General features: G+C 61.9%; 14 protein-coding genes. 8 read left to right on the top strand and 6 right to left on the bottom strand.

Annotated elements, in window-relative coordinates:
• Window positions 1–236 (bottom strand): hypothetical protein (locus ACTIE1_RS16300; RefSeq protein ID WP_439563493.1); only part of this gene is annotated, 236 nt, incomplete at its 3' end.
• A gap of 257 nt (window positions 237–493) precedes the next feature.
• Window positions 494–1,906 (bottom strand): 2-isopropylmalate synthase, encoded by a 1,413-nt coding sequence (locus ACTIE1_RS16295; RefSeq protein WP_439560531.1) that lies wholly within the window; start codon window positions 1,904–1,906, stop codon window positions 494–496.
• A 146-nt stretch (window positions 1,907–2,052) separates the two neighbouring features.
• Here ACTIE1_RS16295 and ACTIE1_RS16290 point away from each other — a divergent pair, with 146 nt between their 5' ends.
• The 8 genes from ACTIE1_RS16290 (at window position 2,053) to ACTIE1_RS16255 (ending at window position 10,480) form a co-directional block, all read left to right on the top strand.
• Window positions 2,053–3,711, top strand: a complete 1,659-nt coding sequence (locus ACTIE1_RS16290; protein WP_439560532.1) for an NAD+ synthase — start codon at window positions 2,053–2,055, stop codon at window positions 3,709–3,711.
• Window positions 3,712–3,927: 216 nt separating this feature from the next.
• A complete protein-coding gene (locus ACTIE1_RS16285) occupies window positions 3,928–4,923 on the top strand; it encodes an SPOR domain-containing protein (RefSeq protein WP_439560533.1) in 996 nt (331 codons plus the stop codon).
• Window positions 4,924–5,062: 139 nt separating this feature from the next.
• Window positions 5,063–6,205: a D-alanyl-D-alanine carboxypeptidase family protein gene (locus ACTIE1_RS16280; protein WP_439563492.1), complete on the top strand. Its 1,143-nt coding sequence runs from the start codon at window positions 5,063–5,065 to the stop codon at window positions 6,203–6,205.
• Window positions 6,206–6,207: 2 nt separating this feature from the next.
• On the top strand, window positions 6,208–6,852 hold the full coding sequence (gene tmk / locus ACTIE1_RS16275; protein ID WP_439560535.1) for a dTMP kinase: 645 nt from the start codon (window positions 6,208–6,210) through the stop codon (window positions 6,850–6,852).
• Window positions 6,849–7,949, top strand: coding sequence for a DNA polymerase III subunit delta' (locus ACTIE1_RS16270; protein WP_439560536.1), 1,101 nt, complete (start codon window positions 6,849–6,851; stop codon window positions 7,947–7,949). Before tmk ends, ACTIE1_RS16270 begins: the two co-directional genes overlap by 4 nt.
• A 19-nt stretch (window positions 7,950–7,968) precedes the next feature.
• Window positions 7,969–8,754 carry a TatD family hydrolase gene (locus ACTIE1_RS16265; protein WP_439560537.1) on the top strand — a complete coding sequence of 262 codons (786 nt, stop codon included), beginning with the start codon at window positions 7,969–7,971 and terminating at the stop codon, window positions 8,752–8,754.
• The gene (locus ACTIE1_RS16260) at window positions 8,754–9,551 is read left to right on the top strand and encodes an MBL fold metallo-hydrolase (RefSeq protein WP_439560538.1); all 798 of its coding nucleotides are present in this window, start codon (window positions 8,754–8,756) and stop codon (window positions 9,549–9,551) included. Before ACTIE1_RS16265 ends, ACTIE1_RS16260 begins: the two co-directional genes overlap by 1 nt.
• Window positions 9,551–10,480, top strand: coding sequence for an AEC family transporter (locus ACTIE1_RS16255; RefSeq protein WP_439560539.1), 930 nt, complete (start codon window positions 9,551–9,553; stop codon window positions 10,478–10,480). The genes ACTIE1_RS16260 and ACTIE1_RS16255 overlap by 1 nt, the downstream gene beginning before the upstream one ends.
• Window positions 10,481–10,572: 92 nt before the next feature.
• Here the strand turns inward: ACTIE1_RS16255 and ACTIE1_RS16250 are convergent, their stop codons facing one another.
• From ACTIE1_RS16250 to ACTIE1_RS16235, 4 genes are all read right to left on the bottom strand, one after another.
• Window positions 10,573–11,295, bottom strand: a complete 723-nt coding sequence (locus ACTIE1_RS16250; RefSeq protein ID WP_439560540.1) for a peptidase — start codon at window positions 11,293–11,295, stop codon at window positions 10,573–10,575.
• Between the two features lie 66 nt (window positions 11,296–11,361).
• On the bottom strand, window positions 11,362–12,180 hold the full coding sequence (locus ACTIE1_RS16245; RefSeq protein WP_439560541.1) for a transglutaminase family protein: 819 nt from the start codon (window positions 12,178–12,180) through the stop codon (window positions 11,362–11,364).
• The gene (locus tag ACTIE1_RS16240; RefSeq protein WP_439560542.1) at window positions 12,177–13,130 is read right to left on the bottom strand and encodes an alpha-E domain-containing protein; all 954 of its coding nucleotides are present in this window, start codon (window positions 13,128–13,130) and stop codon (window positions 12,177–12,179) included. The genes ACTIE1_RS16245 and ACTIE1_RS16240 overlap by 4 nt, the downstream gene beginning before the upstream one ends.
• Window position 13,131: 1 nt before the next feature.
• The gene (locus ACTIE1_RS16235) at window positions 13,132–14,550 is read right to left on the bottom strand and encodes a circularly permuted type 2 ATP-grasp protein (protein WP_439560543.1); all 1,419 of its coding nucleotides are present in this window, start codon (window positions 14,548–14,550) and stop codon (window positions 13,132–13,134) included.
• Between the last annotated feature and the right edge of the window lie 272 nt (window positions 14,551–14,822).

The raw sequence follows: 14,822 nt of genomic DNA, 5'->3' as shown, positions 1-14,822 counted from the left end.
ATTTTTCGAGCGTCTTGGATGAAGCTTTGGGTGGCGTTCTCAAAATTTGTTATGTTTTCATCTGCTTCGGATCCTCTCGGGCCATAGAAGCTGCTTTGCTGACCGAATAACCTTGTAACTGTGCGCTCGGGCGCAACGCCATTTCGATACACCCAGATATGATTGTCGTTGTGTTCTTTCAGCGAGAACCCTCGCTGAAGCATCTGCCAGATGTGATGTTGGTTCTTCCCCGCCATTCGCCGCACTCCGTCAAAAAGAGTTAGAAAATTAGTGCAAGCGCACGCGTTTGAATAGGCTTGCTTGCTTCTGAGAGGAGCGCTCGGCAGGTCGCTCGCGCTTACGCGTGAAATGGCATGAAACCCCGCCTCTGCCTTCAGCTAGCCCGTAGCCCCGTCCGGGGCTTTGGGCTCCTTTCCTCTCCGCCTCCCTACCCCCAGAAAAATATCAGACCGCCCGAAGGCGGCCTGATTTGTCCGGTCTGCGCGCCCGTCGATCACTCGCCGTCGCGCACGGTCATGCGACCGTCCTCCCAGTCACCGGACAAAACCTCGCCCGTGGCATAGCGCAGGGTTCCCTGACCGTGGCGCTGGCCGTCACGGAACTGCCCTTCATATATATCGCCGGTATCATAGGTGGCAATGCCCTGCCCCTCGATCCGGCCGGCGGACCATTCCCCTTCATAGGTGAACCCGTCGGCCAGTTCGATCCGGCCCTGACCGTCACGCGCGCCTTCGGAAAAGCTGCCGACATAGACGGACCCGTCGGGATAGGTCATTTCGCCCTGACCGTGCAATTCGCCGCCCGCGAAACTGCCGCGATAGACGCGGCCGTCCTCGAAGGTGATCTCGCCCTCGCCATCGGACAGCCCTTGCAGGAACTGGCCTTCATACACGCTGCCATCGGCATAGACGGCGCGCCCCTGTCCGTGGAACTGCCCGTCGGACCACTCCCCTTCATAGCTGGACCCGTCCGCATAGGTGATCCGGCCCTGCCCGTCGGGCAGTCCGTTGCGGAACTGCCCTTCATACACCGCGCCGTCCGGCTGGGTCAGGCGGCCTGTCCCCTCGATGCGGCCCGCGACCCATGTGCCTTCATACAGGTAGCCGTCAGGGCCGGTCAGACGCCCCTCGCCCTCGCGCTGGTCATTGACGAACTGCCCCTCGAACACCAGCCCGTCGGCCTGTTCCACCCGCGCGGGGCCATGGCGCTGGCCGTCGCGGAATTCGCCGGTATGCACATCGCCATTGGGCTGGGTCAGCACCCCCTCGCCGGACAATTGCCCGTCGGCCCAGTTGCCGTCATAGACCAAACCGTCCGGACGCGTCAGCGTGCCGGTGCCGTGGCGCAGATCGGCCAGCATGCCCCCCTCGTAGACCGCCCCGTCGGGATAGGTGATGCGCCCCTGCCCCTGACGCTGCCCCTCAATCCAGTCGCCGTCATAGCGGTAGCCGTCGGGGCGGTTCAGAACGCCCGTGCCATGCGGCTGGCCCGCGATGAAGCTGCCCTCGAATACCGATCCGTTGGCAAAGACACGGGTGCCCTGCCCCTCGATCGCGCCATCCAGCCAGTCCCCGTCATATGTGGACCCGTCCGCGAATGTCATGCGCCCTGTGCCATGCGGGCGGCCGGCGCTGAACGCGCCGTCATAGACCGCGCCGGACGGATAGCGCGCCACGCCCGCGCCGCTGATTTCGCCATCCACCCAGTTGCCGGTATATTCAAACCCGTTGGGCAGCCGGTAGGTGCCCTGCCCGTGCTGCAACCCGTTCTGGAATTCACCTTCATAGATGCCGCCATCCTCATACTGGCGGGTCATGACGCCATCGACCTGCGCGATGGCAGGAAGTGCAAGGGCCAATCCACAGGCAACTGCCAAAGCGGGCACAGTGACCATTCTGAAGGCCATAACGCGTTCTCCCTGTCTGTTCATTATGCGAGAGCCTAGTCAGGGGCATTCTGGCTGGCAAGAGCTTTCCTTTACCCTTGCGCCCCTTTCCTTGGGCGAACAACATGATATGTGGTGCCAAATATCAGCTTCCGGGACACGATTTCATGACAGACCGCTTTCGCCTGACACTTGGGCAACTGAACCCGGTGCTTGGGGACATTGACGGAAATGCCGCGCGCGCGCGGGATGCGTGGGCGCAGGCGCGGGACGCAGGCGCGGACATGCTGGCGCTGCCCGAAATGTTCCTGCCGGGCTATCAGACACAGGATCTGGTGTGGCGCCCCGCCTTTCAGGCCGATTTGCGCGCCGCACTGGACCGGCTGGCGCAGGCATGCGCAGAGGGTCCGTTGCTGGGCATCGGCGTGCCGCTGGTGCTGGAGGGGGCGCTGTATAATTGCTGGACCGTGCTGGGCGGGGGCGCGATCCGCGCCACGATCCGCAAGCACCATTTGCCCAACACAAGTGTATTTGACGAAAAGCGGCTGTTTGCATCGGGCGATATTTCCGGCCCCTATGTTGCGGGGCCGCTGCGCATTGGCACACCCATTTGTGAAGATGCATGGTTTGATGACGTGGCCGAGGCGCAGGCGGAATCGGGTGCGGAACTGCTGCTGGTGCCCAACGGGTCCCCCTATGCGCGGGGGCGGTATGACACGCGGCTGGCCCATATGGTGGCGCGGGTCACGGAAACCGGCCTGCCGCTGGTCTATCTGAACCTTGTGGGCGGGCAGGATGATCAGGTGTTTGACGGGGCCAGTTTCGTGCTGAACCCCGGTGGGAAACTGGCGCTGCAACTGCCTGCGCATGAAGAAGCCATCACCACGCTGGATTTCACGCGCACAGCTGACGGGTGGCGGGCAGAGGCTGGCCCGCAGGCGCATTTGCCCGACCCGCTGGAACAGGATTACCGCACGATGGTCGTGGGGTTGCGGGATTACCTGGGCAAATCGGGGTTTTCCAAGGTGGTTCTGGGCCTGTCGGGAGGGATTGATTCGGCGCTGGTGGCCACCATCGCTGCTGATGCAATCGGGGCGGCCAATGTGCAATGCATTATGCTGCCCTCGGAATACACATCCGCGCACTCGCTGGAAGATGCGGCAGATCTGGCGCGCAGCCTTGGGGCACCGCTGGATGAAATAGGCATAGAAGGGCCGCGCGCGGCATTGACGGACGCGCTGGCCCCGCTGTTTGCAGGGCGCGCCGCCGATGTGACCGAAGAAAACCTGCAATCACGCCTGCGCGGGACGATTCTGATGGCCGTGTCCAACAAAACCGGCGCGCTGTTGCTGACCACAGGGAACAAATCCGAACTGGCTGTGGGCTATGCCACGATTTATGGCGACATGAATGGCGGCTATAACCCCATCAAGGACATGTATAAATCGCGCGTGTTTGACACATGCCGCTGGCGCAATGCCAATTTCCGCGACTGGATGAACGGCCCCCGGGGGCAGGCAATCCCGCCGCGCATTATCGACAAGCCCCCTTCGGCGGAACTGCGCGAGGACCAGCGCGACGATGACAGCCTGCCGCCCTATGACGAACTGGATGCCATTCTGGAAGGGTTGATCGACAATGACCTGCCCGTGTCCGACCTGGTGGCCCGCGGGTTCGACCGCGAGACGGTCAAACGCGTGGAGCACCTGATCTATATTTCGGAATGGAAGCGTTATCAGTCCGCCCCCGGACCCCGACTAAGCAACCGCGCGCTGTGGCTGGACAGGCGGTATCCGCTGGTCAATCGCTGGCGTGACAACAGCTAGACACCTGATGATAGGAACACGACCCTGTGTCGTTCACGCAACTGTAGCTTTCCCAACCCGCAAACAGGCTATAAAACGTGCCAAAATCGTATCAAGCGCGGGTTTTGGACTGTGGAAATGGCGCACCATGGTGTATAGACGCGCCATGATGTGCAGCGCGGCATGCGCAATAACCTGACACAAGATCAGGCCGGATCAAAGGCAAAGAGGGCAGGAATGCAAAGCAGTCGTTTACTTCGGTTTGGTGCGGGTCTGGTGCTGACCTTAAGTCTTGCAGCCTGTCTTGATGGCACAGGCGGCAGCCAATCAGACAGCAGCGCCCCGCGCGGCGCGTCACAAACCGTTGAACGCGATGTCGAGGCACCCAATGTGTTTTCAAAACGCGATGCGGGCCTGTGGGATGGCCGCCCGTCCCTTGGCGGTGTCTGGGTCGCCCATCCCGATGTGCGCGACCCCGAACGCGTGATCATCCGCAACACCGAAAACGGCCAGCAAACCATTGGCGCGCTGTTCCGGCGCGAACGCATGAACCCCGGCCCGGTGTTTCAGGTCTCGGCCGATGCCGCCGCAGCGGTCGCCATGCTGGCGGGGGCGCCCACGCAGATCGAAGTGATCGCGCTGCGCACCGAAGATGTCCGCGTGGGTGCGGACAGCCCCGATGCGTCCCCACTCGCCGCCGATGACGATGAAACGCCCGCAGCGCCGCAGGCAGCGCCCGCGCGCGTGGCAGGCACCGACAGTGCGACACCGCAAGGCGACGATATGGAAACCGCCATTGCCATGCCCCCCGAAGAAGCGGCCGCGCCGCCGCGTCGCGGATTGCTCTCGCGTATTTTTTCGCGCGACACGCAACCTGATACGCCCGCAGGCGGTGTTGAAACCACCACGCTGGCCGATGGCCCGCAGCCTGCCGAACAAGCCAGTGCCGCGCCCCTGCCGCAACCAACCCCCTCGCAGCCTGCGCCGCCCCCCACAACGCTGGACAGCCCGTTTGTGCAGCTGGGCATTTTCAGCGTAGAGGCCAACGCCCGACGCGCACAGGAAATGGCAGGGAATGCCGGACTTTCGGCGCGTGTTCATGCAGGCAGCACACAGGGCAATGCCTTCTGGCGGGTTACAGTCGGACCTGCGGCCACGTCACAGGAACGTCAGCGGCTACTTGAACAAGTCAGGGCATTGGGGTTCAATGACGCCTATGCAGTGCGCCGGTAGCTGCACCCCCGAAAAGGTAAGTTCATACACAACCGGATAGGCCAGCGCACCGAATATGAGCAGGGCAGACTGACCAACAGCAAGCGGGAACGACATGATGCGCAATTTACTTCGCACGCCTTTTTTCAGCATCGCCTGCATGGCACTTGGCCTGACAGGCACGGGCATGCAGGCATCCGCCCAGACAGTTGCGGGGTTCGAGACGCGGGCCACATCGGCCTATGTGCGCGACCTGACCACGGGAACCGTGCTGCTGGACAAGGCCGCAGATGTGCCCCTGCCGCCCGCATCCATGTCAAAACTGATGACGCTGCTGATGCTGTTCGAAGCGCTGGAAGATGAACGGCTGTCACTGGACACCACGTTTACCGTATCGCAACGCGCCTATCAGATGGGCGGGTCGCGCATGTTTCTGGAACCCACCGACCGCCCCACAGCCGAAGACCTGATCCGTGGAATTGCGGTCCTGTCGGGCAATGATGCAACTGTTGTCGTGGCCGAAGGGTTGGCGGGCACCGAAGATGCCTTTGCGCAGATGGCGACGCGCCGCGCGCGCGAACTGGGTATGCGGAACACCACCATCGCCAACGCCTCGGGCTGGCCGGACCCGAACCACCTGATGTCCAAGCGCGATCTTGGCATTCTGGCGGAACACCTGATTACGACCTATCCGCAATACTACCCCTATCTGTCTGAATCCGAATTCACATGGAACGGCATTACCCAGCCCAACCGTGTGCCCCTTCTGACGGCGGGCATCGGGCTGGACGGGCTGAAAACCGGGTTCACATCGGCGGCGGGCTATTCGCTGACCGGATCGGTCCAGCAAGGCGAGCGTCGGATCATCTTCGCCTTTGGCGGGTTGGACAGTGAACGCGCGCGCGTGCAGGAAGCCGAAGCGATCATCAACTGGGCCTTTCGCCAGTTCGCACAGGTCACAATCGCCCGCGAGGGCGAGGTGATGGCGCAAGCCCCCGTCTGGCTGGGCGCCGAGGCCAGCGTTCCGCTGGTTGTCGCCAATGAGACGCGCATTCTGGTGCCAGCCATCGGCGCACGCGATCTGGATGCGCGCGTCGTCTATGACGGGCCAATCCCTGCGCCTGTTGCCGCGGGAACCAGAATTGGCGAATTGGTCGTGGACATTCCGGACATGTCACAGATGCGCATTCCGCTGGTCGCAGGCGCGGATGTTGCCGAAGGCGGCTTTGCCGTGCGCGCGCAGGCTGCCGCATCGCGGTTGTTCACCAAGGTTCGCGGCGCCGGACAAGAGGCGTTGAACTAGGCATGCTGGAACGTCCCGCCAGCGGCATTTTCCTGACGTTCGAGGGTATCGACGGGTCGGGCAAATCCACGCAGGCCCGCGCTTTGGCAACAGCGCTGCGCGCGGGCGGGCATGATGTGGTGCTGACGCGCGAACCGGGCGGGTCAACCGGGGCCGAGGCCATCCGCGCCCTGCTGGTCGAAGGGGACGCAGACCGCTGGTCGCCCGAAACCGAAATCCTGCTGTTCAACGCGGCAAGGCGCGACCATCTGGAAAAAACGGTTCTGCCCGCACTGGCGCGCGGGGCCATTGTCATATCGGACCGGTTTGCGGATTCCACGCGCGTCTATCAAGGGGCCGCGCGCGCCAGTCTGCGCCCCTTGGTCGACCGGTTGCATGATCTGGTGATTGGCATGGAGCCTGACCTGACATTCATCATCGACATGGACGCGCAGGCCGCCTTGACGCGCGGGCTTGCCCGCAAGTCCGGCGAGGACCGCTATGAGGACATGGGCGCGGCATTCCAGCAGACGCTGCGCGCGGGGTTTGTGGAACTGGCCCGTATGGCCCCCGAACGGGTGCAGGTGATTGACGGTGCCCGCGACATGGCCGCGATCAGCGCCGATATTCTGGCCGCCACCCGCGCCTTCATGGATACCCGCGCATGAGCGATGCCGCCGAGCTGCCACTTCCCGACCAGCTGGACGGTGCGCCGCACCCGCGCCAGACACCTGTTCTGTTTGGCCAACAGGGGGCGGAACGCGCCTTTTTGCAGGCCGTCAATTCCGGCAGGCTGCATCATGGCTGGCTGATATGCGGCCCGCGCGGGGTGGGCAAGGCCACGCTGGCGTGGAAAATCGCGCGGTTCTTGCTGGCCAGTTCACTGGACGGGGGCGGCATGTTCGCGCCGGACTCGCTGGATATGCCCGAAGACCACCCTGTCGTCAGGCGCGTGCGGGCAGGCGCGGATGGCGGGCTTCTGGTCATACGGCGCGGGCGCGATGACAAGGGCAATCTGCGCCGCGACATTACCGTCGATGTCATGCGCAAACTGCACGGTTTTTTCGGACTGTCGGCCACAGATGGCGGGCGGCGCGTGGTGATTGTGGATGCCGCAGATGACATGAACCCCAATGCGGCCAATGCACTGCTGAAGGCACTGGAAGAACCGCCTGCCAATGCAACCCTGCTGCTGGTCGCGCATCAACCCTCTCGCCTGTTGCCGACAATCCGGTCGCGGTGCCGCGAATTGCGGCTGCATCCGTTGCAGGGGCAGGACTTTCATGCGGCGCTGGAACAGGCCGGAATTTCCGACGCGCCTCCCGCATTGGCGGAACTGTCCGGCGGTTCGGTGGGGGCGGCAATGTCGCTGGCGCAGGGGGGCGGTGCAGAGATGTATCAGCGGCTGGTCGCGCTGTTTTCGGGACTGCCAAGACTGGACCGGCAGGCGGCCATTGCACTGGCCGACATGACCACAGGCAAGGGCAATGACGCGCGGTTTGACCTGTTGCTGACGCTGTATGACCTGTTTCTGGCACGGCTGGCGCGTGCGGGCATTCTGGGACCGGGGGGGGAGGCCGTGCCGGGCGAAGCGGCCCTGCTGGCACGCCTTGCCCCCCATGACGGGGCCGCGCGCGCCTATGCGGGGCTGGCGCAGCGGCTGGGGGCGCGGGCGCGACACGGGCGCGCAGTCAACCTTGACCCTGCCGCGCTGGTGCTTGATATGGTCTTGCAGACCGAAGCAGAGGCACGCAAGTTCCTTTGACCACACGCGCGGAGTTTTTATGCCCCACCCCCCGATCGTCGACAGCCATTGCCATCTTGATTTCCCCGAACTTGTCGCGGAACTGGATGCCGTGATCGACCGCGCGCATGCGGCCGGTGTTGCGCGTATGGTCACCATCTGCACCAAATTGCGCAACCTGCCGCAGGTCCGGACCATCGCCGAAACCTATGACAGCGTGTATTTCGCCGCAGGCACCCACCCGATGAGCGTGGCAGACGAACCCATGGCAAGTGTCGCGGAGCTGGTGGCCATAGCCGAACACCCGAAAATGGTGGGCATTGGCGAAACGGGGCTGGATTACCATTACACCGCCGACAGCAAGGACATGCAGCAAGAAAGCCTGCGCATCCATATCGAGGCCGCGCGCCAGACGCGGCTGCCGCTGATCATTCATGCCCGCGACGCGGATGACGACATGGCCCGCATTCTGGGCGATGAATACCGCGCAGGCCCCTATAGCTGCGTGATGCATTGCTTTTCGTCCAGTGCGGAACTGGCCCGCGCGGCGCTGGATCTGGGGTTCTACTTGTCCATGTCGGGCATTGCGGCCTTTCCCAAAAGTGCAGCCCTGCGCGACATTTTCACAGCCGCGCCGCTGGACCGTATTCTGGTGGAAACCGACGCCCCCTATCTGGCCCCGCCCCCCCATCGCGGCAGGCGCAATGAACCGGCCTATACTGTGCATACCGCGCAAGTCGCGGCCAAGGCATTCGGCCTTGAATATGCCGAGTTTGCGGCGGCCACTTCGGCCAATTTTGACCGCCTGTTCTGGAAGGCCGCGTAATGGCAGAACTGCGCGCCACAATTCTGGGCTGCGGGTCGTCGGGCGGGGTGCCGCGGCTGGGCGGGCATTGGGGCGATTGCGACCCCGACAACCCGCGCAACACCCGCCGGCGCTGTTCCCTGCTGCTTGAACGCATCAGTAAGGATGGCCGCACGCAGGTTCTGATCGACACGTCACCGGACATGCGCGCGCAATTGCTGGATGCGGGTATCGGGCGGCTGGATGCAGTGGTGTTCACCCACTCCCATGCCGATCATGTGCATGGCATAGATGATTTGCGCCAACTGGTGTTCAATAGCGGCCAGCGTCTGGCGGTCTGGGCCGATGGCGCGACACAAGACGCGCTGTATTCACGCTTCGGCTATGCGTTCACGCAGCCGGTCGGGTCCCCCTACCCGCCGATTCTGGACATGCACACCATTGACGGGGCCATCACCATAGACGGCGCGGGCGGTCTGCTGGTGCTGCACCCGATGCGCCTGAACCACGGGTCCATTGATGCGCTTGGTTTTCGTGCAGGCGGGCTGGCCTATACCCCTGATGTGGTGGACATCTATCCCGAAAGCTGGACACTGCTGGAAGGGCTGGATATCTGGATTGTGGACGCATTGCGCCGCAAGCCGCACCCGACCCATGCCCATCTGGACATGACGCTGGGCTGGATCGCGCGCGCCACCCCCAAACAGGCGGTCCTGACAAATATGCATATCGATCTGGATTATGCCACGGTTGACGCTGAAACACCGGCACATGTGACACCTGCCTTTGACGGTATGGTGCTGCGTCTGGCGCTGTAATGCAGGCGCTGGCGAATGTCATTCTTCCGGTCTTCCTGATTATCGGCTTTGGCTATGTCGCGCGCTGGCGCAGGCTGATCACTGATGAGCATGTGGACGGCGTGGTCCTGTTCACGCAGAATTTTGCAATTCCGTGCCTGTTATTCGTGGCCATCGCACGGCTTGATCTGGGGCAGGAATTTGATCTGCGCCTGCTGGCAAGTTTCTATGCGGGCGCGATTATCAGCTTCGCCTTGGGCCTTGCGGGCGCGCGGGTGCTGTTTCGCCGCGACTGGGAAGATTGCGTTGCCATAGGCTTTGTGGCGCTGTTCTCGAACTCGGTATTGTTGGGCCTGCCCATCACCGAACGCGCCTATGGCAGCGATGCATTGGCCGCCAATTTTGCCATTATCGCGGTGCATTCGCCCATCTGCTACGGGATCGGCATTACCGCGATGGAACTGGTGCGCAACCGTGGCGGGCGGCTGCGTGATACTGGCGCGCGCGTCCTGAAGGCGATGTTCCGCAATGCGCTGGTCATCGGGATCGCATTGGGGTTTCTTGTCAACCTATCCGGCCTGCCCATTCCCGGTGTCATGGATCAGGCACTGGACATGATGGTGCGCGCGGCCCTGCCTGCGGCGCTGTTCGGGCTTGGGGGGGTGCTGTATCGCTACCGCCCCGAAGGCGATTTGCGCACCATCGGGTTTGTGGTGGCGCTGTCGCTGATCGTGCATCCGGCAATCACCTTCGGGCTGGCCCATCTGCTGGGGGTGGGCGCGCAAGGCATGCGGTCTGCCGTGGTGACAGCGGCAATGGCGCCGGGGGTGAACGCATATGTGTTTGCCAATCTTTACGGGCGGGCCAGACGTGTGGCCGCATCTGCGGTGCTGATCGGCACGGCAGGGGTTATGATAAGCGGCTGGCTTTGGTTGCAGATATTGCCGTGACAGCGGGGCCTGGCGCATGTCAGGTTTGTGCGCATTCACGCGACAGGCTTTAGTTTATTGTTTGCGCATCATGCTTGAAGTGCGCCCGAGCCTTATGCGATCTGCGCGAAGGCATCGCGCAGCGCTTGGGACCAGGCTGCGGACATGGCGGCAAAATCCTCGTCATTGGCCTCGATCCGGCGCTGTTCACTGACACGCAGCGCGTCAACCTTTATCACCGCCATGTCCAGCGGCATCCCCACACTCAGGTTGGAACGCAGGGTCGAATCCATCGACAGCAACACCGCCTTGCGGGCTTCATCCAAGGGGGTGTGTGCCGTAATCACGCGGTCCAGTATGGGCTTGCCGTATTTATGCTCGCCTATCTGCAAATAAGGCGTGTCCTCGGTAGCTTCGATAAAATTCCCCTCGGGGTAGATCAGGAACAAGCGCATGCGCCCGCCCTTGCGCTGGCCCGCAACAATCATGGACGCGCCCGCAGCCTGCGTCATACGGTCCATGCGCGCCTGCGTTTCTGCCGTCACACGTGACAGCATTTCGCCGGTAATTGTCGCCACATCCAGCATGCTTTCGGCCTGCATGATGGACGTCGCAGGCGTGGCATCGGGGCTTTCGATCGCTTCGTTCAGGCGCGCAAGGGTGGTTTGCGTGACCGACAGGTTGCCTGCCGTCATCATCACGATCACACGCTCGCCGGGTTGCTCAAACGTGAACATCTTGCGGTAGACGGAAATATTGTCCAGACCCGCATTCGTGCGCGTGTCCGACAACAGAACCAGCCCTTCATTCAACAACAACCCCACGCAATATGTCATCGCGCCTTTCCCTGCCCAAATCACCAGCCTGCAAGTGTTAGCGCTGCGCAGATGGCGCTGCAAGCGTCATTGTTGTTGCGCCTCGATGACGACTGTAACGTCAAGCGCTTCGGCAGCGCCCCCCAGCACCAACCCGCGCAGGGGCGCTGCATCCTGCGCGTCCAGCCCGGACCCCAGCCGGATATACTGGTCATTCGGGCAACATTTGTTCGAGGCGTCAAACCCCACCCAGCCCAGCCCCTCAATATATAGTTCCGCCCAGGCATGGCTGGCTTCATGGGCGCTGCCATCTTCCGTGGCATTCAGGTAGCCGCTGACATAGCGCGCGGGCAGATTGGCCAGATGCGCACAGGAAATCAGAACCTGCGTATGGTCCTGACACACGCCCGCCCCCTCGTTCATCGCTTCGGCGGCGGTCGTGTGGGCATGGGTTGAACCGGGGCGATAGGGCAATGCCTCGGACACGGCAGCCGCCAGCATGTGTGCCCGTTCCAACGGGCTGGCAGATCCGGCATCGCGCAGCGCGTCATTGACCAGATCCACAATCGCGCGGTTGGGTTCGGTGCGCACGGTATGACGCATATAGGCGCGCGGGGGCACGCGTTCACGGTGTCCGCGCAACACACCTGCGGTATCAACGGTTTCGACCTTGCCGCGGACCGTCACCTCAATATGCTCGACGCGTTTGCGCAAGGATACCGTCTGGATATAGTCCCCTGCCCCGTCACGAAACGGGTCGCTGATCACGGCGTCCGGCACGTCGATGTGCCAGTCGATCACCTTCTGGCTGTCGCATTTTGCAGGCACCAGACGCAGGCTTTGGATAATGCCGGCAACGGGGCTTTCGAATTCATAGCGGGTCTTGTGAAACACCGTCAGGATCATCGTGCATCCCCCGTCAGATACTGGTCATGGATCGCCTGTGCCAAGCCGCCGTTTTCATTGATCATGCGCGTCAGGAATTCGTGCAGCCCTTCGTCAAACACATCCTCGATGCGGGCCTCGGCCAATTCGCCCAGAAGGGCACGCGCGGATTCCTGCGCGGGTGTGGAGCGCCCGTAAATACGCGCCAACTGGTCCAGATGTTCATTCGCTTCTGCATAGCACGACAACAGGGATCGCGGGAATTTCGGGTTCAGAAGCAGGAAATGCGCAATCTGCACCGAACTCAATTCCCCGCCATAAGCCCAGTTATAGGCCCTGTGCGCAGACAAGGCGCGCAGAAGCGTGGTCCATTGGTAATTGTCCAGCCCCGACCCCACATAGGCCACGGATGGCAACAGCACATAATATTTCACGTCCAGCAGCCGCGCGGTATTGTCGGCGCGTTCCACCGCATAGCCCAGATTCATGAAACTATAGCCATCAATGCGCAACTGCGTCGTTTCAATCGCGCCACGGATCAGCGAACTGGTGCGGATGGTCCAGTCCGTCAGATCGGGGATCGACAGCTTGGACCGTTCCAGCCGCTGCATAGCCATCAATTCCTGATAACTGGTATTGATCGCATCCCACACCTGAGAGGTCAGCGCCGTGCGCACAATGCGCGCATTTTCACGCGCAGAACGGATGCAACTGGCGACAGATGACGGGTTTTCCATGTCGAAGAACAGGAAACTCTCGACATTGCGCTGGACAATCTCGCCGTATTTGTCGGTGAAGGATTGCAGCACCCCCTTGCTTTGCAGGATGGCCGCCCATTCATTGCGATAGCCCCCGCCGGTATTGGGCAAAAGCGCGTTGCGAAAGCCCATATCCATCAGGCGGGCCGTGGTTTCAGACCGTTCCAGATAGCGTGTCATCCAGAACAGGTTCGCGGCTGTACGGCTTAGCATGTCATTCCTCCGCGATAACCCAGGTGTCCTTGACGCCGCCACCCTGACTGGAGTTTACCACCAGCGACCCCTCATTCAGGGCCACGCGCGTCAACGCACCGGGCACAAGTTCGACATCGCGCCCGACAAGGCAATAGGGACGCAAATCCACATGACGCGGGGCGATCCCCTCCTCTACGAAGGTCGGACAGGTTGACAGCGCAAGGGTCGGCTGGGCGATGTAATTGGACGGGTTTGCCGCCACTTTGGCCGCGAATGTGTCGATTGTGGCGCGGTCGGATGCGGGGCCGACAAGCATGCCATACCCGCCCGATCCGTGCACTTCCTTGACCACCAGTTCGGCAATGTTTTCCAGCACATATTTCAGATCATCGGATTTGGCGCATTGCCATGTCGGCACATTGTCCAGTATCGGGGTTTCCCCCAGATAGAACCGCACCATTTCAGGCACATAGGTATAGATGGCCTTGTCATCGGCCACGCCCGCGCCCGGTGCCGAACAGATCGTCACACCGCCCGAACGATACACATTCATCAGCCCCGGCACCCCAAGGGACGAATCGGGGCGGAAACACAGCGGGTCCAGAAAGGCATCATCAATGCGGCGATAGATGACATCCACCTTGCGCGGGCCTTCTGTGGTGCGCATCCAGCAGAAATCGCCCTCGACAAACAGATCCTGCCCTTCAACCAGTTCAATCCCCATCAGGTCGGCCAGAAAGGAATGTTCATAATAGGCGGAATTGAAATGCCCCGGCGTCAGCAGCACCACACAGGGGTCGCGGTCGCATTTCGCGGGCGCCACCGACGCCAATGTGCGTTTCAGCAGCCGCGCATAGCCGTCCACAGGCGCCACGCGGTTTTCCTGAAACAGATGCGGGAACATGCGCATCATGACTTCGCGGTTTTCCAGCATATAGGACACGCCCGAGGGCGTGCGGCAGTTGTCTTCCAGCACATAGAACTGGTCCGCGCCGGTGCGCACCAGATCAATGCCCACGATATGGCTGAATATCCCCAAGGGCGGGCGAAACCCCGCCACGGCAATTTCATAGGCGTAATTGCGATACACCAGATCGGCAGGAATAAGCCCTGCGCGAATAATCTCGCCACGGTCATAAACATCGGACAAAAACGCATTCAGCGCGCGCGCACGTTGCTTGATGCCACGTTCCAGCCTGCGCCATTCCTGCGCCGTGAACACGCGCGGGAACATATCGAACGGGATCAGCCTGTCGGGGTCGCCCCCCTCGCCATATACCGCAAAGGTAATGCCATAGCGGCGAAACAGATCCTCGGCCTCGGCCTGTTTCAGGGCGCGGAACTCGGCGGGCATATTCTGATACCAGCCTTCCAGCATTTGATAAGGGGCGCGCAACCCGTCAGATGCATACATCTCGTTGAAAAAGCTGGTCACCATTGGTCAAAAACTCCGTCATATCCGGTCATCAAAGCAGGTCTGTTCGGAATGTAAAGGCCAACAGAACCCTGCGCCCAAATTATGGGCACGCAATCGATCAATTATTCAGCGCGACACATTCACGTCCCGTTTTCTATGGCCTGTCTTGCATTGAGCCAGTTGATGGACAGCAGGACGAGTATCACGCCTGCGCCGGCGAGTTCGATGGTGAAGGACGGCCAGAACAGGGCGGTGACGGCGGGGATGGACAGCAGGCGTGACAGCGGGTCCAT

It is taken from the genome of Roseinatronobacter sp., assembly GCF_051859525.1.
Lineage (GTDB): Bacteria > Pseudomonadota > Alphaproteobacteria > Rhodobacterales > Rhodobacteraceae > Roseinatronobacter.
Note: the sequence above shows the minus strand (reverse complement) of the source record. Positions and strands in the feature narration are given on the sequence as shown.

Coding starts and splice junctions, on each gene's coding strand:
- tmk (WP_439560535.1), top strand. CDS start 6,208: ATGCTGGAACGTCCCGCCAGCGGCATTTTCCTGACGTTCGAGGGTATC.
- ACTIE1_RS16250 (WP_439560540.1), bottom strand. CDS start 11,295: ATGACATATTGCGTGGGGTTGTTGTTGAATGAAGGGCTGGTTCTGTTG.
- ACTIE1_RS16285 (WP_439560533.1), top strand. CDS start 3,928: ATGCAAAGCAGTCGTTTACTTCGGTTTGGTGCGGGTCTGGTGCTGACC.
- ACTIE1_RS16235 (WP_439560543.1), bottom strand. CDS start 14,550: ATGGTGACCAGCTTTTTCAACGAGATGTATGCATCTGACGGGTTGCGC.
- ACTIE1_RS16255 (WP_439560539.1), top strand. CDS start 9,551: ATGCAGGCGCTGGCGAATGTCATTCTTCCGGTCTTCCTGATTATCGGC.
- ACTIE1_RS16270 (WP_439560536.1), top strand. CDS start 6,849: ATGAGCGATGCCGCCGAGCTGCCACTTCCCGACCAGCTGGACGGTGCG.
- ACTIE1_RS16295 (WP_439560531.1), bottom strand. CDS start 1,906: ATGGCCTTCAGAATGGTCACTGTGCCCGCTTTGGCAGTTGCCTGTGGA.
- ACTIE1_RS16240 (WP_439560542.1), bottom strand. CDS start 13,130: ATGCTAAGCCGTACAGCCGCGAACCTGTTCTGGATGACACGCTATCTG.
- ACTIE1_RS16280 (WP_439563492.1), top strand. CDS start 5,063: ATGGCACTTGGCCTGACAGGCACGGGCATGCAGGCATCCGCCCAGACA.
- ACTIE1_RS16245 (WP_439560541.1), bottom strand. CDS start 12,180: ATGATCCTGACGGTGTTTCACAAGACCCGCTATGAATTCGAAAGCCCC.
- ACTIE1_RS16290 (WP_439560532.1), top strand. CDS start 2,053: ATGACAGACCGCTTTCGCCTGACACTTGGGCAACTGAACCCGGTGCTT.
- ACTIE1_RS16260 (WP_439560538.1), top strand. CDS start 8,754: ATGGCAGAACTGCGCGCCACAATTCTGGGCTGCGGGTCGTCGGGCGGG.
- ACTIE1_RS16265 (WP_439560537.1), top strand. CDS start 7,969: ATGCCCCACCCCCCGATCGTCGACAGCCATTGCCATCTTGATTTCCCC.